Origin of the sequence: Nitrosospira multiformis, from assembly GCF_003050865.1 — a bacterium.
In the GTDB taxonomy this organism is placed as follows: domain Bacteria; phylum Pseudomonadota; class Gammaproteobacteria; order Burkholderiales; family Nitrosomonadaceae; genus Nitrosospira; species Nitrosospira multiformis_E.
In genome coordinates, this window is record NZ_QAOK01000011.1 from 59,629 (window position 1) to 85,344 (window position 25,716).

The following is a 25,716-nucleotide window of genomic DNA, read 5'->3' on the forward strand; positions in this document are numbered from 1 at the left end:
ATCAGGTCAAATCCACCATCGTTCCTTCAAGCACATCAATAAGCTGGGTCGGAAAGATGCCCAGCCATATAAGCAATAACGCCAGCGCCGCCAGCGTCACACTTTCCGCAAAGGAGGGCGATGCAGCGCGCAGCATGATTGCTTCACCGGTTGCCTCCGGGCCCGACGCATACATCACTGTGATAATGCGCAGATAATAGAACAGCGCGATGATGCTGCCGATAACCACCGTAATCACAGGCATCCATAACGAGGCTTCCACCCCGGCTGTCACTATATAGAACTTCCCGATGAAGCCCATTGTCAGGGGAATTCCGGCCAGCGACAGCAGCATGGCGGTAAACACTCCCGCCAGCCACGGCCTGTGCCAGAACAGACCCGCATAATCCGCCAGCCTGTCGCTATCCCTTTCCGCTGAACCATGGAATTCGCCAGCGGATCCCCCATTGAACCCGTCGGACAATATCGTTACCACACCGAAGGCGCCCAGCATGGTGACAAAATAGGCTGTCAGAAAATAAGCTACCGCCTCGATCGCCAGCTGATCAAAGGCCAGGAACCCGACCAGCAGATAGCCAAGCTGTGCAATCGAGGAATAGGCAAGAATCCGCTTGATGTTATCCTGTAACAGGGCGAGCAGATTGCCAACCAGGATCGTCGCGACTGCAACCAGGCTCAATGCGAATGTGATCGACTGCGACTGGTGCGCGCCTGCCATGAGGAAATAGCGCAGCAGCAGGGCAAGCATGGCGCCCTTTGAAACAGTAGCGATGAATGCGGTAATCGGCGCAGGTGCACCTTCATATACATCCGGAGTCCACATATGGAAGGGCACCAGCGCCAGTTTGAATCCGACACCTGTCACAATCAGTGCGAGCCCCGCCAACCCATAGAGTTCCAGCGCCTGATCCGGTACAGCAAGCATTGTCCCGATTTTCACAAACTGCATCGTCCCGAGCTGCGCATAGACCAGCGCCATGCCAAACAAAAGCAACCCGGATGAGAACCCGGCGAGGATCAGGTACTTGATTCCTGCTTCGAGAGGATGCTCTGTGAATCGCGGATAGGCGATCAATGCAAACAACGAAATGCTGAGCAGTTCCAGACCCAGGAGAAACGAAGTAAAATGGCTGCTTGCCACGAGAACCCCACCGCCAAGGGCGGCCAGCAGTAACAGGATGTAAAGCGCTTCATGCCGGCTTTCGTCTCCCCCGAAGTAGCGGTAACACAACACCGCGACGACAAAGGTCGCGACAACGATGAGCCCAATGAAAAACAGCGCGTAGTGATCCAGTACCAGCAGAGCCGTGACCTGAGGAGACGCGATGCCCGCGATACCGTGGGACAGGAACAATGCCGCAATTGACAGAACCAGCCCGGCGAGCGTCAATATCATGACCGGGCGGGGATGACGGTAAAAAGCTGCGGCCAGCATCACCACTACCGCAGCTGCGGCAAGGAGAATGAGCGGCGACAGGATCACGAGGTCGAAGTGCAATGAGTCGGAGTGTAGCGCGGAGGGCATCGGGTTCATTCCACATTGACCTCATGGCGGGCGACAGCAATCGCGGGCGGACTATTTGCGGTGTTTGGCGCGGCATTCAGGACCGGCTGCGGATACAACCCCAGCCATAAGGTAATGGCTGCCATTGAATACAGGGTCGCCATTTCACGGCTTGACAGATCATGGAGTTGCCAGCCATGCTTATTCTCGCCATGAAAAGTTTTCTGCACCAGCGCAAGCGCATATACGACACTGGCGACAAATACCACGGTCGCGGCGGACGCCAGCACGCCGCTGCTGGTCGATAATCCCATCAGTACCAGGAATTCCCCGACGAAATTACCCATTCCCGGCAGCCCAAGCGCGGCAATGGCGAAAAATAATCCCATTGCCGCCAGGCGCGGCATGACGCTCCACAGGCCTTCAAAGCGCTGCATATCGCGTGTATGAGTCCGCTCCTGCAAAATGCCTGCGATTACAAACAATGCTCCCGTACTGATGCCGTGCGCGATCATCTGCATCACGGCTCCCCCAAGCGACCAGGGATTCCAGGCGAATATCCCGAGCACAGCAAAGCCCAGGTGACTCACGCTGGTGTAGGCCACGAGGCGCTTGAAATCCGTCTGGGCGAACGCCAGGAAAGCGCCATAGAGAACTCCGGTTGCTCCCAACACCATCGCCACCGGAGCAAAATGCGCCGCGGCCTCGGGAAATAGCGGAATAATAAAGCGCAATAGTCCGTAGGCTCCTGTTTTCAGCAGCACTCCTGCAAGAATCACGCTTCCTGCTGTCGGCGCCTCGGTATGTGCGTCCGGCAGCCAGGTGTGAAATGGCACGATGGGCGTCTTGACTGCGAACGCAATGAAAAAGCCGAGCATGATCCACATCTCGGTGGAGGGAGACAGGGTTGTATTCAACAGCTCGAAATAATCGAATGTCAGGACTCCAGTGCTGCGGTAATGGACGAATACCAGCGCAAGGATTGCTACCAGCATGAACATGCCGCTCCCCTGCGCGAAAATGAAGAACTTGATCGATGCATACTGCCGATTCTCATGGCCCCAGATCCCGATCAGGAAGTACATTGGCACCAGCATCAGCTCCCAGAAGAAGAAAAACAGAAACAGGTCCAGCGCAAGGAATACACCGATCGCCCCTGCCACAGTCCATAGCAGGTTGAAGTAAAAGAACCCGACACGCTTCTGGATTTCCGTCCAGGAACATGCCACCGATACTATCCCCAGAAAAGCGGTCAGCACGACCAGGATGAGGCTTATTCCATCCATGGCCAGATGAAAGCTCACTCCGAAACGCGGAATCCATTCCGCCCTGGTCTCGGCAAGCCACCCCCCGTGCGCGGGAAGAGCCATAGCGCTGGCAGACTGCAGCCAAAGCCATATCGTCAATACGAACTCGATGCCCACCGTGGCCAATGCGAGCCACTTTGCCGCGCCCGGATGCCAGCGATCCGCCATCCATGACAGCAAACCGCCCACTACCGGAATGAAAATCAATGCAGCGAGGACCATGCGAATACCCCCATGAATATAATACCGATCGATCCGGCGGCAATCGCTGCCGCATAGCGACGTACCTGTCCGCTTTGCGTTGCACTCAAGGCGCGATGGAAAAACAGACAAAGCCCGGCCAGGCCGCTGTAGATATTGTCGATCAGGTCGTGCCGCTTGATCTTCTGGAGCCACCTGAGTGTGCATGCAATCGCCATGCGGTAGATATCGTCGATCACGTCACGCTGATCGGCGTGTGCAAGCCAGACATAGGGCCGGACGAACAGGAACTCATAAAAACTGTCGAAGCCCCAGCCAAAATGCCAGAACTCCCGGATTCTTGCCAATGCCGGGATCAGCATCAGCCTATGGAGAAAGGCTGGATATCTCAAAAACAACAGGTATGCCAACGCAATGCTGCCAAGAGAGGCAGCAACTGCGAGCAGCTCCAGAATGGTTTCGTCGTTTTTACCGTCATGAACGCCCTGAGTGGACGGCAAGGCATGCTGAACAAAATCGGAAAACAGCGTTAAATTTCCGAGAAAAGGCGGGGTTTCAATCCATCCGCCCACAAGAGAGAATGCTGCAAGAACGACAAGCGGTATAGTTATGCGCAGCCCTGGCCGTCGGGTTTCAGGAGGCGTCGCAGTCCTCTCTTGGCCAAAAAAGACGAGAAACACCACGCGAAAGATGTAGAGTCCCGTCAATATTGCACCTCCCCACCCCGCGGCCCATAACCATGGATTCCCTCCTGTTGACGACCAGGCCTGCCAAAGAATCAGGTCCTTGCTGTAGAAGCCCGCAGTAACGAGCGGCAGCGCCGCGAGCGATGCGCTGCCAATCAGAAAAGTCCAGAATGTAACGGGAAGTTTTTTCCTCAGTGCACCCATCCGGAAAATATCATGTTCCTCGTGCAGGCTCATGATGACCACACCTGCACTCAGGAACAGCAGAGCCTTGAAGAAAGCGTGCGTCACCAGGTGAAAGATGGCGGCTGACCAGGCGCCTACTCCCAGAGCAAGGAACATATAACCAAGCTGGCTGATGGTCGAATAGGCCAGCACCCGCTTGATGTCGTTTTGCGCGAGCGCACTGAATCCCGCCAGTAGCAGGGTAAGGGCGCCGACCACTGCTACCGCAAGCTGCACTACTGGGGCGAGCGTAAAGAGCGCGTGCGTGCGGGCGATCAGATATACGCCTGCTGTTACCATAGTCGCCGCATGCATCAGCGCGCTCACCGGTGTGGGGCCGGCCATTGCATCAGGCAGCCAAGTCTGTAGCGGGAGCTGGGCAGATTTGCCCACCGCACCACCAAACAGAAGCGCTGCAGCGAGAATAGCGAGCTCCGACCCCTCCGGCCACTGCTGCGTCGCGCGCTGCATCAACGGCTGGATATCAAGGGTTCCCAGATGAGTGAACAGCAGAAAAAAGCCGATCGCCATGGCGGTATCGCCGACCCGGGTCACGATAAATGCTTTGCGCGCCGCGCGCCCATTGGCAGGGTCGCGATACCAGAATCCGATCAGCAGGTAGCTGCAAAGTCCCACCCCTTCCCAGCCCAGGTAAAGAAACAGCAGATTGTCGGCAAGAACCAGGATGCACATCGAGCCGACGAAGAGATTCATATAGGCGAAAAAGCGGGCATAGCCCTCATCGCGCCTCATGAACTCTGTGGAATAAAGATGTATCAGGAAACTGATGACAGTCACGACCAGGACCATCACCAGTGATAAGGCATCAAGATAAAAAACAATTCCTGGCGAGAAATCGACCACAGCGATCCAGGTCCATGCTTCCTGCCGGAAAACAAAACCCGGTGGCGGTGCAGCGACGAAGTCGATTCCGATCAGGATGGCAATGAATGCCGCGAGAGCCACCGATCCCGTCCCGATTACCGCGATACTGCGATGCCCCAGATGGTTTCCACCCAGCACCAGCAGCAGGAAGCCGGCTAGAGGCAGCGTGGGAATAAGCCAGAGCAGGGGCAGCATATTATCACCCCCGCATCTTGCTTACCGCATCGGCGTCCAGTGTCTGGAAGCGGCGGTGCAACAGCAGCAGCAATGCCAGGCCGACAGAGACTTCAGCCGCCGCCACTGACAGGATAAAGATGAACATCACCTGCCCGTCGGCCTGGACCCAGTGTGAACCGGCCACCACGAAGGCAAGTCCGGCAGCATTCAGCATGATCTCGATCGACATCAGGATAAAAATCAGGTTGCGCCGCACAAGGATGCCGGTCATTCCCAGCGCGAAGAGGATTGCGGCGAGTAGCAGGCCATGATGCATGGGAACAGCAGCCGCAACTGTGGTAGCAGCGGATGCGGCGGCGGCCGTCGTCACGACCCCGCTCCATCCGAACGGGATGCTGAATGCGAACCGAAACGTGGCTCGGTGTGCCAGCCGAGATGACAGGCGCCGACTAATCCCGCCAGCAGCAGCAGCGATGCCAGCTCGACACCGAGGAGATAGGGCCCGAAGAGCGCGATGCCGACTTCCTTCGAATCGACCACAACCCCGCTGGAGATCGGGGCACCGCCATATGCGCCCTGCATATCCTGTACATTCTGAACAAGGATATAAATCAGTTCTGCCAGGAGCAATGCCGACAGTATGGAGGGTCCCACCCACATGCCGGGACTCAACCATTCCCGCTCCTTGACCGCGGCGGCTTTGCCGAGGTTGAGCATCATGATCACGAACACGAACAGTACCATGACAGCGCCTGCGTAAATGATGACCTCCAGTGCGGCGACAAACGGCGCCCCCAGCACAAAAAAGATGATCGCCACCGCAAGCAGGGACACGATCAGGTAGAGCAATGCATGTACGGCGCTCGCCCGCGTAATGACCATCAGCGTGGCTGCGACGGCAACCGCTCCGGACAAGTAGAATGTCGCTTCCATAACCTCCTCCTGAATCAGTAATCAAAGGTACGGATCAAGGCAACAGCGAATGCGGGTCTACCGGAGGCGCTTCATTCTCGGCCTCGCCCTTGTTTTTTCCTCCGATCGTAGCTCCCGCCACCCGGTAGAAGTTATAGCCGGGATATTTGCCGGTGCCATCGATTAACAGATCCTCTTTTTCATACACCAGGTTTTTCCGGTTGTATTCGCCCATTTCAAAGTCCGGCGTAAGCTGGATCGCATCGGTAGGGCAGGCCTCTTCGCAATATCCGCAAAAAATGCAGCGCGAAAAATTGATGCGGAAGAACTCGGGGTAGCGGCGTCCGTGCTCATCTTCGGTGGCTTGAAGCGCGATGCAATCAACCGGGCAGGCTGCCGCACAGAGGTAGCAGGCGACACAGCGTTCCTCCCCGTCCGGATCGCGGCTTAGAATGATGCGTCCGCGCCAGCGCGGCGGGATGTTGGGCTTCTCATCCGGGTATTGAATGGTTACCCGGCGGCGGAACATGTGCAGAAAAACGATCCACATTGTCTTCAGAGAATTCCACATGATCTTCTCCCGAAGCTATATGAGCAGTTATGCCGTTGACAATACGACTGCGCCGGTGATCAACAAATTGACAAGCGTGACTGGCAGCATGACTTTCCAGCCGTAGGCCATCAGCTGATCGTAACGGGGGCGTGGCAATGCCGCCCGCAGCAGGACGAAGCAGGCGACGACGATAAAAGTCTTGAGCAGAAACCAGACCAGTGGAGGCAGCAGTGGGCCCAGCCATCCGCCGAAGAATAAGGTGACGATCATTGCCGAGATAAGGGTGATACCGACGTATTCGCCAATGAAAAACAGACCGAACTTCATGCTGGAATATTCGGTATGAAAGCCTGCGACCAGCTCGTTCTCCGACTCGGGCAAATCGAAAGGAAGCCTGCGCGCCTCAGCAATGCCTGCCACGGCAAAAGTTGCCAGGCCCAGGATCTGCGGCACACAGAACCAGAGATTTTCCTGCGCGGCAACGATATCGCGCAGGTTAAATGAATCGGCGAGCATGACAACACCCATGAGCGCCAGACCCATGAAAACCTCATAGCTCAACATCTGTGCCGCTGCGCGCAAGCCCCCGAGCAGCGAATATTTGCTGTTGGATGCCCATCCACCCAGCACGATGCTATAGACGCCAAGCGAAGACATGGCAAGAAAAAACAATAATCCGATGTTCAGATCAACCACGCCGATGCCCGGCGCGATTGGCACGACGGCAAACGCAAGCAGCGTGGTGACGGCAACGATTGCCGGCGCCAGCACGAACACCGCCCTGTCTGCAAAGGGCGGTATCCAGTCCTCCTTGGTAAGAAGCTTGATCGAGTCGGCGACGATTTGCAGAACCCCGAAGGGCCCTACCCGATTGGGTCCATAGCGATCCTGCCACAGGCCGAGCAGGCGGCGCTCGATCCAGGACAGCATCGCCGAGAAAGCAAACACGATGGCCAGGATCAAAATCAGGTTCGCCCAGATGATGGCCCATTCATTCATGACTGAATCCACTATTCCTGGCTGAATCCATTCGTAGCTTCTTTCCTCTATCTATCCTTACATTTGCTTTCCCTTCTCCGCCTTTCCCTTTTACACCTTTTCCCTTTACACCTTCTTTAGCTCGCCCCATGCTGGCAAGGCGACTCCCGCAAGATTACCCATGCCTGTCAGGCCGACAGGGAGCCCCGCAGTACCGTGCAGCAGCCCAGGCTTGAAGCGCAGCGTCAGCCGGAAAATTTCAGCGGGAGTAGTGGCGGCATTCGCCGAGCCATCTGCCGCCGAGCCATCTGCCGTGACATCCGTCTGCGCCCTCAAGCGCAACTGCACCTCATCCCCTGCAGTCAATCCGAGATTACTTGCATCCTCCGGGTTGAGCGCGAGATAGGGCTGGGCACTGAGCTCTGCGATGCCGGGCGCGAGGATGCTCAACTCCTCCGAACCAAAGATGTGGTGCAACGGCAACAGCAGCCATTCGCCCGGGCGCGGCTCGAAGCCGGGCGGTATATTTTCAAAATAAGCAGCTTTTTTCCCCGGCGTCGCCTGGATCAGGCGCTCGCCTGGATCCCCCCCGGAAAGCTGGCCACCCACTTCGTCCTGGAACTTGTTTAACGCCTGTATCGAATTCCAGCCGGGCGCCCAAAACCGGGAAATAAGCGACGGCGGCGGATGACCCAGGTAGCCTTCCATCGAAAATGCCAAGGCTGTATCGGGATCATGCGGCTGTTCGGGTTCGTGGATGTTTACATTGGCGTGCATGGCGGTGCGTCCGCTATAACGATGGGACTCACGCGGAATCTTCTGTCCGTCCATACGGAAAGCCGCCGGGGGGGCGGCGCGTAAAATGGGTTCCAGGAAGGGAATCGCTGCAGCGCAAGCAGCAGTGACATCGTCCAGACTTGACCATTGCCTTTCATCCCCGCGGCCGGCAACCATGATGTCCCGCATCCAGCGCCAGCTTTCCTGGATATCGCCGGGAATATCGCGTGGAGTATCACCCTTGATATCACCTTCGATCTCACCCTTGGGTACAAATACCTGAAAGAACCGCTGCGCCCGGCCTTCGTTATTCACAAGGGTGCCATCGGCCTCGGCAAAGGTCGCTGCCGGCAACACCACGTCAGCCTTCGCGCTGGTCGCATGCTCGATGTGGTCGATTATCACGATGTGCCGCGCGGCAGCGAGAAGCCGATCAACCATGGCGGCATCCCCCCGCCGATAAAGATCATTTTCGAGAATGATGAGAATATCCGCAGCATCGTTCATCGCTTCCAGTGCGGTTTCGAGACTGCCGCCGCCCAGCAGCATGGCGCCAAGACTGTTACATTCGGGAACTACATAGCAGAGCTCGGCAGCGCGGCCCATATTGCAAAGCGCCCATGTCACATTGGCTGCTGCCTCAACAACGGCGTTGTCTCCGCAACCCATGCCGGAAATGACCAGCGGGCGCTCAGCTGCCATCAGCTTTTCGGCGATTGCACTTGCCAATGCCTGTGTCGTGTCGGACAAATCCGGTACCTGCGGCGCGATCGGATCGAGTGCGTGCGCTATTGCGAGCCCCAGACGGGCTAATTCAGCGGGAGGTCCCCGGAAGGTGCGGGTGGCGATATCATCGAGTCGGGTATTCGCCATGGTGGCGATAAACAATGGCCCATGCTCTTCCTGCATCGCTGCACGCACCGCATGATCATCCCAGAGCGGAATATCCATTTTTTTCGCTATCTTTTCCGGCTGCCGGCGCACCGACTGCCGCAGGGCCAGTCCGAGCCGCGGCGCGGTATTGGCCACATCCTCACCCAATACCAGCACCGCATCCGCCAATTCCACTTCATGCAATGACGGGGTGCGGGCAGGGCCTTTTTTTAAAATATCCAGAACGGAAGCAAGCAGGCGGGAATCCCTTTCAGAGATTCCGAGATAAAACCGGTCGCGCCCAACGAGGGTGCGCAACGCAAAATTGGCTTCGAGCGAAGCGCGCGGAGAACCGATACCGATCACCCGGGCCCTGCCGGATAACATTTCGCCCAGATGTTGAAGCGCATCGCGTTTGCTGGCAAGTTGCAGTGGTTCGGTTCTGTTTTTTCGCAGCAGGGGTTGTCTGGTCCGGCGCTCGCTATTGACAAATTCGTAGCCGTAGCGGCCGCGGTCACACAGGAAGTAACCATTTACCGCACCATTGAAGCGGTTACGGATGCGCCGCAACACGCCGTAACGCTCGCCGGGAATGGTGTTGCAACCCAGCCCGCAATGCACACACACCGATGGCGCCGTTTGCAAATCCCACTTGCGCGTATAGTGCCGTTTCAGTGTCTTATCAGTAAAAACGCCGGTAGGGCAAACCTCCACCAGGTTCCCACTGAACTCGCTTTCGAGAACGCCATCCTGATGACGGCCGAAGTAGACCTGATTGCGCAGCATCAGTGCATCCAGGTCCCGACCGCCAGCATAATCACGATAAAACCGCGTGCAGCGATAGCATTGAATGCAGCGATTCATCTCATGGTTGACCAGCGGGCCGAGGTCCTGGTTGTGGAAGGTACGCTTGCGGCCATGGTAGCGGCGATAGACATGCCCATTCATGACCGTCATATCCTGCAGATGGCATTCGCCGCCCTCGTCACACACCGGGCAATCGTGCGGATGATTCACCATCAGCCATTCCGCCACACTCGTGCGAAATTCCTTTGCTTCGGGATCGTCGATGGAAATTCGAATCCCGTCTTTAGCGGCAGTCATGCACGCCATGACAATCTTGCCGCGCTTGTCTTCCTCGTTCTTGAACTGCTTGATCGCGCACTGGCGGCACGCGCCTACCGAGCCGAGCGCTGGATGCCAGCAGAAATAAGGCAGGTTGAATCCCAGCGAAAGGCACTCCTGCAATAAATTCTCACCATCTTTGGCAGGATAGGGACGATTGTCGATATGGATAGTCGCCATCACACTCGCCTTGCCAGCCTCGCTATATTTCCCGCTTCAACTCTCACGTCTGGCTCCAGGGGCAGCGTTTCTCATGGATATGGCGCTCGAAATCATCGCGAAAATACTTGAGGCCGCTTTGCAGCGGCTCGGCTGCACCCGGCGCCAGGGCGCAGAAGGTATGTCCGGGACCCAGGAGGCGCGTATGGGATTCCAGCAGTTCAAGGTCGGAAGCCCGGCCGCGACCCTCCTCCATGTCCTGCAATATCTGTTCGATCCAGGAAAGCCCCGACCAGCATGGGGTGCACCAGCCGCATGACTCCTGGGCGAAAAAATGCTCCAGATTGAGCAGCATCCCAACGGGACAGGTCTTGTCATCAAGGACAATCATGGTGCCGGTGCCGAGGCGGCTGTCGGCTTTTTTCATCGAATCGAAATCCATCGCCAGGTCGAGGTGCTCGGCAGTAACAAAATCCGTCGAAGCGCCACCCGGCAGCAACCCGCGAAACTGATAGCCGTCACACATGCCGCGCGCATGCTCTTCCAGAATCTCCCGTATGGAAGTGCCCATGGGCAATTCCCATATCCCAGGATTCTTCACTCTCCCGCTTACCCCGTACAGCTTGGTTCCGCCGTCGTCGCTGCGACTCAGGCTCTTGAACCATTCGGCGCCCTGGTTCAGGATGTGCGGAATGTTGCACAAGGTTTCCACGTTATTGACAATGGTAGGCTTGCCCCACAGGCCGCTCACCTGGGGATATGGAGGCTTGGCGCGTGGATTGGCGCGCTTGCCTTCGAGGGCATTGAGCAGCGCAGTCTCCTCCCCGCACATATAACGCCCGGCGCTGACGTGCAGATGCATCTCCAGGCTGTATGCCGAGCCCAGGATATTTTTACCGAGGTAGCCGTGGCGGCATGCTTCAGCGATTGCCCCCTCCATGCGCCGGGCTGCCAGTTTGTAAGCCCAGCGCAGAAATACGTAAGCTACGTCAGCCTGGATCGCATAGGCGCTGATGATAATGCCCTCGATCAACTGGTGGGGGTCGCCTTCGAGCAACATGCGATCCTTGAATGTCCCCGGCTCCATCTCGTCGGCATTGCAAACGAGATACTTGGGCCGCGGCGCATCATCGCCCATCGGCACAAAACTCCATTTCTGTGCAGTTGGGAACCCCGCTCCGCCACGCCCGCGCAGATTTGATTCCTTCACCGCTGCCTGAACTTCCGCCGGCGACATGCCGAGCGCCTTGCGCAGCCCGGCATAACCGCCGGCCTTCTCGTACTGCGCAAGATCCGGCGGCTCCCTGCCCGGTGAAATGTTATGAGTCAGCGGCGTTTCCATCGCTCGATTTTTCTTCCTGTCGATAACTTGCCAGAATTTCATCGATCCTGGGGGGATCCAGGTCCTGGTAATGCATATCATCCACCATCATGACAGGAGCATGGTCACAGGCGCCCAGGCACACATTCGGCAATAGCGTGAAGCGCCCGTCGGCGGTGGTCTGACCCGGCCTGATACCCAGCCTGTCTCCCAGGTGCTCGCGCAGGCGTTCATAACCCATGATCCAGCAACTGACGCTGTCGCATAGCAAAATGACATGCTTGCCTACCTGCTTGCGGAAAATCATGTTGTAGAAGGTTGCAACGCTCTCCAGTTCAGCCGGCTTCATCTGCAGTGCCTCGGCCACGTCGGCAATCCCCTCGTTCGATACCCAGCCACGATGCTGCTGCACGATCTTGAGCGCCTCGATGCATACCGCCCGATTATTCGGGTAGTGCCGCGCATGCGCTTCTATTTCTCTCCTCTCCTGTTCGCTCAGCATTGTTTCCCCTCGGTATCCCCCTCAGCAATCCATATCAGCAATTCATATCAGCAATTCGTATCAGCGAGCCGGCGGCCTGCATCAGCGGTCCACGTCGGCCATGACAAAATCGATGCTGCCCAGAATGGCGATCAAATCCGAAATCATCAGTCCACGACTGATCAAAGGAATCATTTGCAGGTGCGGAAAGGAAGGCGTGCGGATACGCACCCGATAAGCCATGGTATTGCCGTCGCTAACCAGGTAATAGCCGTTGTTTCCCTTGGTAGCCTCGATGCCTACAAATGCTTCCCCCGGAGGAATGACAGGCCCCCAGCTCACACCCAGGAAATGATCGATGAGCGTTTCGATGTCATGCAAGGTATGCTTCTTGAGCGGCGGCGTGGTGAGCGGATGATCCGCTTTATGCAAGCCGGCCGGCATGTTTTCCAGGCACTGCTCGATGATGCGCAGGCTCTGGCGGATTTCCTGCACGCGGACGGCACAGCGATCATAGCAATCGCCATGCTGGCCGGTTGGCACATCGAACTCGAACTGGTCGTAGCCCGAATACGGCCGTGCCTTGCGGAAATCCCATTCGAAGCCGCAGGCGCGCAGATTGGGCCCCGTCACGCCCCATTCGATCGCTTCATCTTTCGAGTAACTGCCGACACCTCGCGTCCGGGCTTTCAGGATACGGTTGCCCACAGCAATCTTGTCGTACTCAGCCAGTCTTGCAGGCATATAACCCAGGAAATCCCGCACCATCCGATCCCATCCATTGGGCAAGTCCTGAGCTACCCCGCCGATGCGATACCAGCTCGGGTGCATTCGCCCCCCACAGATGGCTTCGACGACATCGAACACTCGCTCGCGGTCGGTGAACATGAAAAATACCGGGGAAAGCGCGCCCAGGTCCTGGGTAAAAGTTCCGTAGAACACCAGATGGCTTGCAATACGAAAAAATTCAGCCATCATCACGCGCATCACCTTTACCCGATCAGGCACTTCAATGCCTGCCAGTTTTTCCACGGCTAGCACATAGGGAAGGTTGTTCATGACCCCTCCCAGGTAATCGATGCGGTCGGTGTAGGGAATGTAGGTATGCCAGGATTGGCGCTCCCCCATCTTTTCCGCTCCGCGATGGTGAAAGCCAATCTCTGGCACAGCGTCGATGATTTCCTCGCCGTCGAGCTGCAGTACAATGCGAAATACGCCATGCACGCTTGGATGGTTCGGTCCCAGGTTGAGGAACATGAAATCGGTGCCGTCGTGTGCGCGGCGCATTCCCCATTCTTCAGGATGAAAACGCAGCGTTTCCTGCTCAGCCTCCTTCTTCTCTGCGGACAAATGGAACGGTTCCATCTCGGTCGCACGAGCCGGATGATCCTTGCGCAGGGCGTGGCCCTGCCACCAGGGGGGCAACAAAATTCGACGCAGGTGCGGGTGCCCGTCGAAGACGATCCCGAACATGTCCCATATCTCACGCTCGTACCAGTTTGCCGCAGGCCAGATATCGGTAATGGTAGGCATGCGAAGATCAGTATCGGTGAGCGCGACCTTGAGGCACACATCCGCATTGCGCTCGAACGACAGCAGATGATAGATGACAGTGAACTGGCTTGCCGGCTGGTCTTCGCGGTGTACGCGTGTACGTTCATCAATCGCGGTCAGGTCATACAGCATTCGGTAAGGCCGCTCCGCTTCCAGTTTCAGGTAGTGCAGGACTTCATGCGCTCCGTTCCTGGAGACCCATTGCGTGGGAAGGTCATCGCCGGTTTTTTGCACTAAACCCATTGGCCCTCCTGAGTCGCCAGTGGCAGGCGGACCAAAGCGGCTCTTCAGTTCTTCCAGCACACCTGAAGCGTTTGGCGCATCAGGCATATTCGGTATATTCTGCATATCCCGTGGGGCGGCAAGACTGGAGGTTGCGCTCACTTTTGTACCTCGTCGGGACTGCCCAGGGTCGTGGCGCGCATTCGCTCGGAGCGCTTGAGATCCCGCTGCGATCCTTCAGCCGGTCGCTCGATTCCCTGCGGACCGATCACCCAGCTCAATGGGCGCTTTTCCTTGCCGATCGCATCCTGAAGCAGATTCAGCCCCTGCATGAATGCGTCGGGCCGAGGCGGGCAACCGGGAACATAAACATCCACGGGAAGGAATCGGTCTACACCCTGTACCACGCTGTAAATGTCATACATTCCCCCCGAATTCGCGCATGAACCCATCGAAATAACCCAGCGCGGTTCAAGCATCTGATCGTAAAGCCGCTGGAGCACGGGCGCCATCTTGATAAAAACCGTACCGGAAATAACGATCAGATCGGCCTGGCGAGGAGAGGCGCGGATAACTTCGGAGCCAAACCGGGCAAGGTCATACTTGCTGGTGAAGCTGGTCGCCATTTCCACATAACAGCACGACAGGCCAAAATTGTAAGGCCAGACCGAATTCTTGCGGCCCCAGGCGACAAGGTCTTGCAATCGCGTCAGCAATACGCTGCGGCGCCCGTCTTCCTCAAAACCGTTATCGCGAATTATTGAAGACCCGGACGTTGCTGCCCCGGAGGGTTTGTCGGATGGCTTACTTAGAGACCACTGCATGGTTTGGACTCCTTGAATCTTTGGCAAACCTGCCAGCCGAATGCCTGGCCGGCCCCCAATCCAGCGCACCCAGCCGCCATAAATAAGCGAGGGCCGCTACCAGAATAGATATGAAGATGATCGCCTCGATATAACCAGGCCAGCCCAATTCACGAAAAGCAACGGCCCAGGCAAAAAGGAATACAGCTTCCACATCGAAGATCACAAAGAACACCGCGATCAGATAGAATTTGGCGGACAGGCGCAAGCGCGCAAGGCCGACAGTGACAATGCCGCTTTCAAATGGCTCGTCCGCAGCCTTCGATCTATGACGCTCTCCAATGACGTACGAAAGCGCCATGATGCCCGCAACCAGCGCGACGACGAGGAAGAAGTATGCAACCAGGGGCCAGATTTCTGTTACTTGTGTCGCGGAAGCATTCAAGGATTAGGCTCCTTTGTGCTTGGTCCTTTGATTGACACCAAGATTAAACAGGCCGGTCCCCGCAAAAAGCCGCGGTCCAGAGAGGGATTACTTCAGGTGAAAGGTCAGTATTTCCCATCGAGCAGCAGACTTCTGTGCGATAACCAACACAAAAGTGGCATGCGTCCGTCGTTAGCCCGCATGAAACTATATTGACCTGCCAAGCTGACGTGTGCGTGAACCTTATCGCGACCCCACTTCCCACCTTACTCTGCCTGGTTTAACCATTTGAGATTCACTCGGAACGATCAAACCGGCAAAGACCTTGCAGCCAGTTTTTTCGCTGGACTGCTATTGCTGCTTCTGCTTCTATTACCGGAACGGATGGCTTTGGCCGGCAATGACTTATTTAAAGCCGACTGCGAGAAACTGATGGGTGCCGGCAAGGTGGCGGTTGTGTACACGGATATCACCCCGGCCGAGGACAGCTCGCGCACCGCCAAGGCACTTCAATCGGTGTCAGGAAAGACCAGCGACGCGTATCACAACGTGTACGGACTGACGCATGCCGCACCGGAATTCAGATACGAATTCCGTGCCAGGTGGCGGACAAGCACGGACGGGCGGACGTGCATGGTGCCGGATGTCTCGGTCAAACTGGGATTTGCGGCAATGCGGGTATATCTTGCCAAGGAACTTAACGACAGCTGCAGAAGAAATATCGTGCGCAAACATGAGCTGGAGCATGTGTCCGCATGGCGGTCGCACTTTCGTATTGGAGCGAGAATGCTGGAGGAACCACTGCGCGCGGCATTTTCCCAACCGCGTTATTATGCTTCGCAAAACCAGGCGCGGGCTGACTCAAGGCCCTGGGTGGAGGGGATACTGAAACCTTTGCATCAGCGTCTGATGAATGGTGCCGTCGCCGCTCAACGCACGATCGATTCACCGGTAGCTTACCAGCGCGTAACGCAACGGTTGCACGCGTGTCCGGAAAGGCCAGTGGCATACCATGAATTCTGATGGTTCAGATTTTCCTTAAGCTACTCCTGCTCCTTGCTGCTTCCTGCTACTTCTTCTTTGCTACCTCTTCTTCATATAAAACGTGAATTCACCCGCTGCTTCCGACAACGACAGCAACTCATTTCCCGTCTGCTCGGCAAAAACCTGGAAATCGATTACAGCCCCGGGATCCGTGGCGACAATTTTCAATATCTGACCCGATATCATATCCACTAGTGATTTTTTAGTACGCAATATGGGCAGCGGGCAATTCAGCCCGCGCACATCCAGTTCTTTATCACAATTCATGCATCTTCTCCTTCATTCCTGGTCCGCTTTGGTCTCATCAAGCGGCACCCCGGGTAAAGCGGGAACCCGGCGAACGAAAGCATTCGCCGATAACAATATTTCTATCAGTTACAAAAATTCTAATTTCTGTTCGTCAGGTTAATGCCGGCTATTCGGCATTATCAGCGGCTGAAAAGATGGGATGGAGGAGAACCTGAAGATGGGTTAGCATTGCGTTTTTTCACAATCTGCTCTTCCGATTCAAAAAACAACGGGGGACGATAATACCACTGTCTTCTTTTACCCGAGCATCGATTGCGCTTCATTCGCCAATTATCTCGCCTATCTACTATCTATTATGCCCGTCAACTTTACACCTGCCCTGCCCGAACAACTCCTGGCCATAAAAGGCATCACCTTGGGCATAGCGGAAGCCAACATCAGGAAACCGGGACGCAAGGACCTGCTGGTCATCGTTCTGGATGACGGTGCGACGGTGGCGGGAGTGTTTACGCAGAATGATTTTTGCGCAGCGCCAGTCACCGTCGCCCGGGAACATCTCTCGGCCCTCAATTCAAATGGTTCTATTCGTGCCCTTGTCATCAATACGGGGTGCGCCAACGCCGGCACCGGCGAAAGGGGCATAGAAGATGCCCGTACGACCTGCGCCGAGACTGCCCGGCTACTCGGGTGTGCAACCGAACAGGTACTGCCTTTTTCAACCGGCGTGATCATGGAGCCGTTGCCTCTGCCCAGAATCGTTACCGGGTTGCCACGGGCAATAAACGATCTTGGAACCGATAACTGGTTTGCCGCCTCTGAGGCGATCATGACAACCGATATTGTCCCCAAGGCAGCGTCCCGGCAGATTTCCCTCAATGGTACGACCGTGACGATTACCGGAATTGCCAAGGGTTCGGGGATGATTCGTCCGAATATGGCAACGATGCTGGGTTTTATCGCAACCGATGCCGGCGTAAGCAACCCATTGCTGGAACACATGGTCCAGCACGCCGCTGCCCATTCATTCAACTGCATCACCGTGGACGGCGATACTTCCACCAATGACGCATTCATTCTGATGGCCACCGGATGCGCCCCTCACTCCCCCATCGTAGACAAGGAGAGTCCGGAGTTTGTGCAATTGCAGGATGCCATAACCGGTATCGCAGTGGAGCTTGCGCAGGCAATCGTGCGCGATGGCGAAGGCGCGACCAAGTTCATCACAGTCCAGGTAGAGAGTGGCAAAACCGTGGCGGAATGCCGCAAGATTGCTTATGCGATTGCACACTCACCTCTGATCAAAACAGCGTTCTTCGCTGCAGATCCTAATCTCGGGCGAATACTGGCCGCCATCGGCTATGCAGGCATAGAGGCCCTTGATATCAACAAACTGCAACTTTATCTCAATGATGTACTGGTTGCGGAAAACGGGGGGAGAGCCTTCGCTTACGCGGAGAAAGAGGGACAGCGGGTGATGAAACAACCGGAAATTACCGTGCGCGTCGTACTGAATAGAGGACAGGCCGCAGCCACCGTCTGGACCTGCGATCTGTCTTACGATTATGTAAAGATCAACGCGGAGTATCGGAGCTGATACCGGTGCGTATGTCGCTGGTCCGTAACACTGCAATCGGTAGAAATATATAAGCACCGATGCCCTGTCGTTCTGCAACAGGACAACCTTGCCGATAACCGGTTTTAACCGGTTATCGGCAAGGCGAAATCATCACTGACGAACAGTGCTTTTGCTTTACTCGCCCATGGGCCTCATGTGGGGTAAATCACGGGGAACCGTCTCGCCCGCACCATATTCGCGGTAACGATGCACATCGACACCGCCATCGCGGTCACCGCGGTACTGGTCGCCTGATCCACGATACTGGTCGTCGGACCGGGAGCCGTGGCCATGGCCGCGGTATTTTTTCCTCATCGCGCTGGCCTCATCCTTATCGATATACCCATCCTTGTTGGCATCCATCTTGTTAAACATCATTTCAGCATGGCGGGCGTGCTCTTCCCTGCTTACCCTGCCATCATTATCGGTGTCCGCCATGGACATCCCGCAACGGCCTTCTCCATACTTCTTGTCACCACCGTAGGCGTCCTTCTTGTCGCCATATCCGCCGGTGGCACCATATCCATCCTTCCTGTCGCCATATCCGCCGGTGTCACCATATCCATCCTTCCTGTCGCCATATTCGCCGGTGGCACCATATCCGCCTTTATCGTCATTTTGACCCACTACCATGAAGCCTTTTTGAAGGGATTGTACGGCGAAAGGATTGTCGGCTGCAGAAGCAACGGAAGCAGTACCGAGCGTTGCAGCGAAAGCAGATCCGAGCGCGAGAGAAATGATTGACTTTTTGCTGGGCATATTATTCATAGTGTTTTCTCCTGAGAGGTTGCTCAATTTAAAGGAAGTTTCCCGGAAAGCGTACGCTTGCCAATTGCTGAAACCCATCAAAGATTTTTATCTTCTTGGTTTTTACGGTTCAACCGGAACCGGAAACCGGGAACCCGGCACCTGGACAACTGCCTGACGTACCGCGTTAAATCATGGGGTTTTTAGCTGAGCTATTCCGTTCGTTAGCGCACATAAATCATGCATTTGACCCAACTTTTGGCGGCAGACACCGTCCCCATACTGCCTGAAGCTTACAACTGGTCTTTCTCGATGTACCTGCAGCTACCGTGAGCAGGCTCCGGGGTCGGGCCCCGGATTTGTTACGGGTATAATTGAGCAATTTCAGGACTGCTCATGAACGATTGGGATAGGTTATATGATCGGGCGGAAACCCTGCTCTCTCGCCTGGAGGGGCTGCTGCGCGCTGACGCGCCCGATCCGGACTGGAATGCCGCAGCTTTTCGCTGGCGAAAAACAGGACGCATCGGATTCCTCGAACCGGTGCATTATCCTGATCGCATCACCTTCGAGGCATTGCAGGGCATAGAGCGGCAAAAAAGCCTTATGGACCAGAATACACGGCAATTCGTGCGGCATCATCCTGCCAATAACGTGCTGCTTACGGGAGCTCGCGGAACAGGCAAATCGTCGCTGGTAAAAGCAATGCTGAATAAATACGCGGACGACGGATTGCGTCTCATCGAAGTAGAAAAGTACGATCTCATTGATCTGCCTGAAATCGTGGAGAAGATATATCGGCGTCCGGAACGCTTCATTCTCTATTGCGACGACCTGTCGTTTGAGTCCGGTGAACCAGGCTACAAGGCCCTGAAAGTGGTTCTCGATGGCTCGATAGCCACTGCGTCCGAGAATGTGCTTGTCTACGCCACCTCCAATCGGCGCCACCTGATGCCCGAATATATGGTGGACAACCAGGACACGCGGCATATCGGGGGCGAGATTCATCCGAGCGAAACGGTGGAGGAAAAGACGTCGCTATCGGAACGTTTTGGTTTATGGGTATCTTTTTACCCTTTCGACCAGGAACAGTACCTGGACATTGTGGCGCGCTGGCTTGCCTACTTCGGCATAGAGAAAATGGACGACAGCATACGGGAAGAGGCGCTACGCTGGGCCTTGGGACGAGGTTCCCGCAACGGCCGGGTGGCGTGGCAGTTCGCGCGCGACTGGGCAGGTAGAGAGAAAGCCGGGCAGAAAACCGCGGACAAAACAGAGTTCCACCAGGAGCGATAAACCTCTTCATGCTTCCTGTTCCCTCTATCGTGGAAGTTGCTGCCGCCATCCTCATCCGGAGCGACGGTTCCTTTCTTTTAGCCTGCCGGCCAGAAGGCAAACCCTATGCCGGCTACTGGGAGTTTCCGGGTGGCAAGGTCGATCCAGGCGAGCCACTGCTGCACGCACTCAAGCGCGAACTGCTGGAAGAATTGGGCATACATGTCAAGCATGCGTACCCCTGGATAATTCGCACATTTACCTACCCTCATGCAACCGTACGGCTTCACTTTTATCGTGTGCTGGAGTGGCATGGCGAGCCTCGTCCGTATGAAGACCAGGAGCTGTCGTGGCAGTTTGCGGGCAATGTCTCTGTAGAACCATTGCTTCCTGCCAACGCACCTGTATTGCGTGCACTTGACCTGCCCCCCGTTTATGGGATTACGAATGCCGCGGAGTGGGGACCAAAGGTTGCAGCAGCCCGAATCGAGATCGCCCTCCAGGAAGGACTGCGGCTGGTGCAGCTACGCGAAAAAGGAATACAGGACAAAGCGCTGGATGCCTTTACCCGTGAAGTGACTGCACTGGCCCATCATTACGACGCCCGCATCCTCGTGAACAGCGGTACGGGTAACACCAGCCTCTGCCATGAATTCGGCATGGATGGAATTCATTTTACATCGGCTGATCTGATGAATCTTTCGAAGCGACCCGATGTGGAATGGTGCGGAGCCTCCTGCCACAATGCCGAGGAGCTTTTCCGGGCCGAACAACTGGAAATGGATTTCGCCGTTCTGGCTCCCGTACTGCCAACATCGAGCCATCCTGATTCTCCTCCGCTGGGCTGGCGGAAGTTTGCCAGGCTCATCCACGGGAGCGCCATTCCTGTATATGCGCTGGGTGGACTGCGGAGCGAGGATCTTGCCATTGCCTGGGAACATGGCGCCCACGGCATCGCCCTGATGCGCGGCATTGGGCAGGTGCGCGACACCGGGCAGAAGGCCTGAAGAACCCAAACTGCTTCCGCGACACGATGATGTTTTTCAGGACGAGGCGCGAAAGACAGTCCGCCATTAATCTCTTGATTAACCTCTTGATCTGGCCAGAAAATACTATGAATCTCGTCATTCCGGGCCTGACCCGGAATCCAGTAAACCGGAATCCAGCCTAAACCAATAATGGCGTGCTTTGAACGTCATACCGGTTGCTGCCAATTGACGTTTGCACTGTTACGTTTGCACTGTCCGCTCGCCGACTCAATAGGAAACCGCCGAACACCTTGGCAACCTGGTCGCCCCTGCCCCTATTTCTCGCTTCCTGACGGATCGCTCTCCTGTTTTTCCGAATCCTTTCTCGTATCCGGAATACGATAGGATTCCGCCGCCCACTGCCCCAGGTCGATCAGCTTGCAACGTTCCGAACAAAACGGGCGAAAAGGGTTGCTGTTATCCCAGACGATACTCTTGCCGCACTGCGGACAATTGACAACAGGTCGTTTCATACAGGCCTCGTAGTCATCCCATGATATCCAGTTGTTCTGTTATGGCTGGCCGCCTCTTTTTCGCTCCTGTCATCCTTGTAACGGTCCTGCCCTCCCTCGCACCCATTATCTCGCGCAGATCGGCTGAAGCGTCACTTTGCGCCACAGGTTTTCCATGATTAAAACATTATAGTTGCAAGGCTGCCTGTTTGGCCCGCCTGTTTGATCTTTCGAAGACTTCAAATCCGGGACTACTTCACTTGGAGCCACGGAGAGACACATCGGCAACAATCTTGTCATATCCGGTTGATTATAAATAGATAATATTTTCAATCCCCCCGCTTTGCCCACTCAAATCATCTTGCAATCAATATTTATTTTCCAATACGTATCATGGTAAAATGGTTAAGTTTTTTTATGAATTTTTCTGGAAGTCCAAATCGGAAAACGGGACTGCAAATATGGCGGATATTGAAAAAAAAGAAGGTATGAACAGCAGGAGGCGTTTTCTCCTGGCCGCGACTTCTGTTGCCGGCGGGATCGCGACTGTTGCGGTAGCGACTCCCTTCGTAATGAGTATGATGCCCAGCGAACGCGCCAAGGCGGCCGGGGCACCAGTCGAAGTGGATATCAGCAAGGTCGAGCCGGGCATGCTGCTTCTGGTGGAATGGCGCGGCAAGGTGGTGTGGGTTCTGAACCGCACTCAGGATATGTTAGCGACATTGCCGAAGCTCGACAACCAGGTTGCCGACCCAAAATCTGAAAAGGATCAGCAACCGAAATACGCCCAGAATGAAACCCGTTCGATCAAGCCCGCCGTTCTCGTGGTTGAAGGGGTCTGCACCCACCTGGGTTGCTCCCCGGTATTCCGAAAGGATGTTGCGCCCGCAGACCTCGGGCCCGACTGGCTTGGCGGTTTTTTCTGTCCGTGCCATGGCTCCAAGTTCGACCTTGCAGGACGTGTGTACAAGGCAGTTCCGGCACCCACTAACCTGGTTGTCCCACCCCACATGTATTTGAGCGACACGCGCCTGCTGGTCGGGTCTGATAAGGAGTCTGCATAAAATGAGCAAGCGACTGGATGCAATGATCGGCTGGATCGACGCCCGATTTCCACTGACAGCCAACTGGAGGGCGCATCTCAGCGAGTACTACGCGCCGAAGAACTTCAATTTCTGGTACTACTTCGGTTCACTTGCCATGCTCGTGCTGGTGAACCAGCTTCTCACAGGCATCTTCCTCACGATGAACTACAAGCCGGATGCCAGCATGGCATTCGCCTCGGTGGAATATATCATGCGTGACGTGAATTATGGCTGGATTATCCGTTACATGCATTCCACCGGCGCCTCGATGTTCTTCGTGGTCGTCTACCTGCACATGTTCCGCGGGATGATGTATGGCTCCTATCGCAAGCCGCGCGAGCTTCTCTGGGTCATCGGCATGGGCATCTTTTTCGTCCTCATGATGCTGGCATTCACCGGCTATATTCTGCCCTGGGGGCAGATGTCATACTGGGGCGCGCAGGTGATCATCAGCATGATCGGTGCGATTCCGGTGATCGGCCAGACGCTGTCGAACTGGATTCTGGGCGACTTCATGCTCTCGGATGCGGCGCTCAACCGCTTCTTTGCCTATCACGTGGTGACCCTGCCCGGCCTGCTGGTGGTGCTGGTGGTCGTCCATATTCTGGCGCTGCATGAAGTAGGTTCGAACAATCCGGACGGGATCGAGATCAAGGCCAACAAGGACCCCGTGACGCATATCCCCGTGGATGGCATTCCCTTCCATCCCTATTATTCGGTAAAGGATATTTTCGGCGTCGTCGTGTTCCTGATCGTGTTCACCGGCATCATATTCTTCATGCCGGAAATGGGCGGTTACTTCCTGGAATACAATAATTTCATTCCCGCCAACACGCTGCAGACTCCCGACCACATCGCACCGGTATGGTATTTCACGCCATACTATTCGATGCTGAGGGCAGTTACAGTCAACTTTCTCTGGATAGATGCCAAGCTCTGGGGCATCGTGCTGATGGGCGGTTCCGTCGCGATCTTTGCCCTGTTGCCGTGGCTCGATCGCAGTCCGGTGAAATCCATCCGGTATAAGGGGCCAATTTTCAAGTTTGCCCTTACACTTTTTGTCATCAGCGTCCTTGTGCTTGGCTGGCTGGGCACGAAGTCGCCCACACCCCTCTACACGTTGCTCGCGCAGATATTCACGGTAATCTATTTCGCTTTTTTCATTCTCATGCCGTGGTACAGCAAGATCGATAAAACCAAGCCTGAACCGACCAGGGTGAGATAATGAGAAACCTTAAAAGCATCGTATTTGTTTTTTGTCTGGCTCCACTTGTCGCATTTGCAAGCGAGTCGGCAGTAACGCTTGATACGGCGCCCATCAAGCCGAGGGACATGGCTTCCCTGCAGCGGGGTGCACAGACTTTTGTCAATTACTGCCTGTCCTGCCACAGCGCGGATTTCATGCGTTATAACCGCCTGCGCGATCTCGGCCTTACCGAGTCGCAGATCAGTGAAAACCTCATATTCACAGGTCAGAAAGTCGGCGAACTCATGACGGTGGCGATGCCAAAGAAAGAAGCAAAGCAATGGTTCGGCGTAGCTCCGCCTGATCTCTCCGTCATTGCCCGCTCCCGTGGTCCCGACTGGCTTTATACCTACCTGCGGAAATTTTATCGGGATGACAGCACTGCAACCGGCTGGAATAACCTTGTATTCGACAAGGCCGCCATGCCCCATGTGCTGTACGAGTTGCAGGGAGAGCAAATCCTCGATGTAAAGTCAGAGGATGACGGCCACGGCGGTACACATGAAATAAAGGAATTGACACTCGCGAAACCGGGGTCACTTTCCAAGACGGAATACGACGCATACGTTGCCGATCTGGTGAATTTCCTGGTTTACCTGGGCGAACCCGCGGCCAACAAGCGCGTGCAGATCGGAATCATCGTGATGCTCTTCCTGTTCCTCATGCTGGTACTGACCTACGCCCTCAAGAAGGAATATTGGAAGGACGTACATTGAGATTAATCATTATCTGGAAAGCTGCCGATTTGATATCGTTGGGAAATAACTGGTCATGATGACCTTGTACTCAGCCACTACCTGCCCGTACAGCCATCGCTGCCGGATCGTTCTGTACGAAAAAGGTATGGATTTTCAGATCATTGATGTCGACTTGCACAACAGGCCTGAAGATCTGGCAGTGATGAGCCCGTATGGTCGCGTCCCCGTCCTGGTAGAGCGCGACCTCGTCCTGTACGAGTCCAATATCATCAACGAGTATATTGACGACCGCTTCCCTCACCCGCAGCTGATGCCCGCAGACCCTGTGATGCGGGCACGCGCGCGCCTGTTTCTTCACCGCTTTGAACAGGAACTTTTCTGTCATCTCGAAGCGGTGGAGAACGGCAACCAGAAAGCAGCGGAAAAAGCTCGCGCAACGATTCGCGACAACCTGACGCTGATCGCCCCTGTCTTTGCCAAACAGAAACATATGCTGGGGGACGAATTTTCCATGCTTGATGTCGCCATTGCACCACTGCTGTGGCGGCTCGAGTATTATGGCATTCAGCTACCCAAGCAAGCTGCGCCCCTGCTGAAATTTGCCGAGCGCCTGTTCAGCAGACCGGCATTCATTGATGCGCTCACAGCCTCTGAAAAGGCCATGCGCAAATGAGAGAGCTTTCCACCAAGCCTTATCTGATTCGCGCCATTTATGAATGGTGCTCGGACTGCGGCTATACGCCCTACATCTCGGTTAAAGTGGATGACAACACCCGCATACCGGACGAACATATAAAGAATGGCGAGATTATTCTCAACATCAGCCACGACGCTGCGCACCACCTCACGCTTGGAAATGAAGTGATACAGTTCTCGGCGCGGTTTGCCGGTGTCTCGCGTGAAATCTCCATCCCCGTGACGACAGTCCAGGGAATATTTGCCAAAGAAACTGCACGCGGCATGATTTTTCCACCCGAGGTGGAATTGGATGCCTCGCACGATGAGACTGCTGGTAAAGAGCCCGATGAGCCCCAATCCTCATCGCACCTGTCACCTGCCAAGGGAACCAAGAACCGTCGGCTTCAGGTAGTCAAGTAAGTTCGACCTGTC

At 55.6% G+C, this 25,716-nt stretch carries 26 protein-coding genes; 9 read left to right on the forward strand and 17 right to left on the reverse strand.

The window, feature by feature from the left end:
- Position 1: 1 nt before the first annotated feature.
- From C8R21_RS07530 to C8R21_RS07590, 13 genes are all read right to left on the reverse strand, one after another.
- Entirely contained in the window at positions 2–1,534 is a 1,533-nt protein-coding gene (locus C8R21_RS07530; protein WP_107762148.1) for an NADH-quinone oxidoreductase subunit N, read from the reverse strand.
- Entirely contained in the window at positions 1,531–3,033 is a 1,503-nt protein-coding gene (gene nuoM / locus C8R21_RS07535) for an NADH-quinone oxidoreductase subunit M (protein WP_107762149.1), read from the reverse strand. The genes C8R21_RS07530 and nuoM overlap by 4 nt, the downstream gene beginning before the upstream one ends.
- Positions 3,015–5,003: an NADH-quinone oxidoreductase subunit L gene (gene nuoL / locus C8R21_RS07540; RefSeq protein ID WP_107762150.1), complete on the reverse strand. Its 1,989-nt coding sequence runs from the start codon at positions 5,001–5,003 to the stop codon at positions 3,015–3,017. Before nuoL ends, nuoM begins: the two co-directional genes overlap by 19 nt.
- Before the next feature lie 4 nt (positions 5,004–5,007).
- Entirely contained in the window at positions 5,008–5,355 is a 348-nt protein-coding gene (gene nuoK / locus C8R21_RS07545; RefSeq protein WP_256210313.1) for an NADH-quinone oxidoreductase subunit NuoK, read from the reverse strand.
- Positions 5,352–5,918, reverse strand: a complete 567-nt coding sequence (gene nuoJ / locus C8R21_RS07550; protein WP_107762151.1) for an NADH-quinone oxidoreductase subunit J — start codon at positions 5,916–5,918, stop codon at positions 5,352–5,354. Before nuoJ ends, nuoK begins: the two co-directional genes overlap by 4 nt.
- A gap of 34 nt (positions 5,919–5,952) precedes the next feature.
- Positions 5,953–6,468 carry an NADH-quinone oxidoreductase subunit NuoI gene (gene nuoI, locus C8R21_RS07555; RefSeq protein WP_107762152.1) on the reverse strand — a complete coding sequence of 172 codons (516 nt, stop codon included), beginning with the start codon at positions 6,466–6,468 and terminating at the stop codon, positions 5,953–5,955.
- A 27-nt stretch (positions 6,469–6,495) separates the two neighbouring features.
- Positions 6,496–7,449: an NADH-quinone oxidoreductase subunit NuoH gene (gene nuoH / locus C8R21_RS07560; RefSeq protein ID WP_107762153.1), complete on the reverse strand. Its 954-nt coding sequence runs from the start codon at positions 7,447–7,449 to the stop codon at positions 6,496–6,498.
- 105 nt (positions 7,450–7,554) lie between these two features.
- A complete protein-coding gene (nuoG, locus tag C8R21_RS07565) occupies positions 7,555–10,383 on the reverse strand; it encodes an NADH-quinone oxidoreductase subunit NuoG (RefSeq protein WP_107762154.1) in 2,829 nt (942 codons plus the stop codon).
- 43 nt (positions 10,384–10,426) lie between these two features.
- Positions 10,427–11,746 (reverse strand): NADH-quinone oxidoreductase subunit NuoF, encoded by a 1,320-nt coding sequence (gene nuoF, locus C8R21_RS07570; protein WP_258192307.1) that lies wholly within the window; start codon positions 11,744–11,746, stop codon positions 10,427–10,429.
- Positions 11,682–12,185, reverse strand: coding sequence for an NADH-quinone oxidoreductase subunit NuoE (gene nuoE, locus C8R21_RS07575; protein ID WP_107762156.1), 504 nt, complete (start codon positions 12,183–12,185; stop codon positions 11,682–11,684). Before nuoE ends, nuoF begins: the two co-directional genes overlap by 65 nt.
- 81 nt (positions 12,186–12,266) lie before the next feature.
- The gene (nuoC, locus tag C8R21_RS07580; RefSeq protein ID WP_219906625.1) at positions 12,267–14,102 is read right to left on the reverse strand and encodes an NADH-quinone oxidoreductase subunit C/D; all 1,836 of its coding nucleotides are present in this window, start codon (positions 14,100–14,102) and stop codon (positions 12,267–12,269) included.
- Positions 14,099–14,698, reverse strand: coding sequence for a NuoB/complex I 20 kDa subunit family protein (locus tag C8R21_RS07585; protein ID WP_371265861.1), 600 nt, complete (start codon positions 14,696–14,698; stop codon positions 14,099–14,101). The genes nuoC and C8R21_RS07585 overlap by 4 nt, the downstream gene beginning before the upstream one ends.
- A gap of 46 nt (positions 14,699–14,744) precedes the next feature.
- Positions 14,745–15,188, reverse strand: a complete 444-nt coding sequence (locus C8R21_RS07590) for an NADH-quinone oxidoreductase subunit A (protein WP_107762158.1) — start codon at positions 15,186–15,188, stop codon at positions 14,745–14,747.
- A gap of 267 nt (positions 15,189–15,455) precedes the next feature.
- Between C8R21_RS07590 and C8R21_RS07595 the strand changes: the two genes are divergently transcribed.
- A complete protein-coding gene (locus tag C8R21_RS07595; RefSeq protein WP_146162460.1) occupies positions 15,456–16,190 on the forward strand; it encodes a hypothetical protein in 735 nt (244 codons plus the stop codon).
- Between the two features lie 60 nt (positions 16,191–16,250).
- Here the strand turns inward: C8R21_RS07595 and C8R21_RS07600 are convergent, their stop codons facing one another.
- Entirely contained in the window at positions 16,251–16,478 is a 228-nt protein-coding gene (locus C8R21_RS07600) for a sulfurtransferase TusA family protein (protein ID WP_107762160.1), read from the reverse strand.
- Between the two features lie 337 nt (positions 16,479–16,815).
- On the opposite strand from C8R21_RS07600, the gene argJ reads away from it, so the two are divergent.
- Positions 16,816–18,054, forward strand: a complete 1,239-nt coding sequence (gene argJ, locus C8R21_RS07605; protein WP_107762161.1) for a bifunctional glutamate N-acetyltransferase/amino-acid acetyltransferase ArgJ — start codon at positions 16,816–16,818, stop codon at positions 18,052–18,054.
- A 156-nt stretch (positions 18,055–18,210) separates the two neighbouring features.
- Here argJ and C8R21_RS07610 read toward each other — a convergent pair whose 3' ends face one another.
- On the reverse strand, positions 18,211–18,843 hold the full coding sequence (locus C8R21_RS07610; protein ID WP_258192308.1) for an EF-hand domain-containing protein: 633 nt from the start codon (positions 18,841–18,843) through the stop codon (positions 18,211–18,213).
- Positions 18,844–19,218: 375 nt separating this feature from the next.
- Here C8R21_RS07610 and C8R21_RS07615 point away from each other — a divergent pair, with 375 nt between their 5' ends.
- Both C8R21_RS07615 and C8R21_RS07620 read left to right on the forward strand, forming a co-directional pair.
- Entirely contained in the window at positions 19,219–20,118 is a 900-nt protein-coding gene (locus tag C8R21_RS07615) for an ATP-binding protein (RefSeq protein WP_107762162.1), read from the forward strand.
- An 8-nt stretch (positions 20,119–20,126) separates the two neighbouring features.
- Positions 20,127–21,104, forward strand: coding sequence for a Nudix family hydrolase (locus C8R21_RS07620; protein WP_107762163.1), 978 nt, complete (start codon positions 20,127–20,129; stop codon positions 21,102–21,104).
- A gap of 296 nt (positions 21,105–21,400) precedes the next feature.
- On the opposite strand, the gene yacG is transcribed toward C8R21_RS07620, so the two are convergent.
- On the reverse strand, positions 21,401–21,598 hold the full coding sequence (gene yacG / locus C8R21_RS07625) for a DNA gyrase inhibitor YacG (RefSeq protein ID WP_107762164.1): 198 nt from the start codon (positions 21,596–21,598) through the stop codon (positions 21,401–21,403).
- A gap of 13 nt (positions 21,599–21,611) precedes the next feature.
- Positions 21,612–21,743, reverse strand: a complete 132-nt coding sequence (locus tag C8R21_RS16405; RefSeq protein WP_258192309.1) for a hypothetical protein — start codon at positions 21,741–21,743, stop codon at positions 21,612–21,614.
- A gap of 295 nt (positions 21,744–22,038) precedes the next feature.
- Between C8R21_RS16405 and petA the strand changes: the two genes are divergently transcribed.
- The 5 genes from petA to C8R21_RS07650 are packed head-to-tail and all read left to right on the forward strand — an operon-like array spanning position 22,039 to position 25,704.
- Positions 22,039–22,641: a ubiquinol-cytochrome c reductase iron-sulfur subunit gene (gene petA, locus C8R21_RS07630; protein ID WP_074973679.1), complete on the forward strand. Its 603-nt coding sequence runs from the start codon at positions 22,039–22,041 to the stop codon at positions 22,639–22,641.
- Position 22,642: 1 nt separating this feature from the next.
- Positions 22,643–23,887 (forward strand): cytochrome b, encoded by a 1,245-nt coding sequence (locus C8R21_RS07635; RefSeq protein ID WP_107762165.1) that lies wholly within the window; start codon positions 22,643–22,645, stop codon positions 23,885–23,887.
- Positions 23,887–24,624: a cytochrome c1 gene (locus tag C8R21_RS07640; RefSeq protein WP_107762166.1), complete on the forward strand. Its 738-nt coding sequence runs from the start codon at positions 23,887–23,889 to the stop codon at positions 24,622–24,624. The genes C8R21_RS07635 and C8R21_RS07640 overlap by 1 nt, the downstream gene beginning before the upstream one ends.
- A gap of 55 nt (positions 24,625–24,679) precedes the next feature.
- Positions 24,680–25,279 (forward strand): glutathione S-transferase N-terminal domain-containing protein, encoded by a 600-nt coding sequence (locus C8R21_RS07645; protein WP_107762167.1) that lies wholly within the window; start codon positions 24,680–24,682, stop codon positions 25,277–25,279.
- The gene (locus C8R21_RS07650) at positions 25,276–25,704 is read left to right on the forward strand and encodes a ClpXP protease specificity-enhancing factor (RefSeq protein WP_107762168.1); all 429 of its coding nucleotides are present in this window, start codon (positions 25,276–25,278) and stop codon (positions 25,702–25,704) included. Before C8R21_RS07645 ends, C8R21_RS07650 begins: the two co-directional genes overlap by 4 nt.
- Positions 25,705–25,716 lie beyond the last annotated feature (12 nt).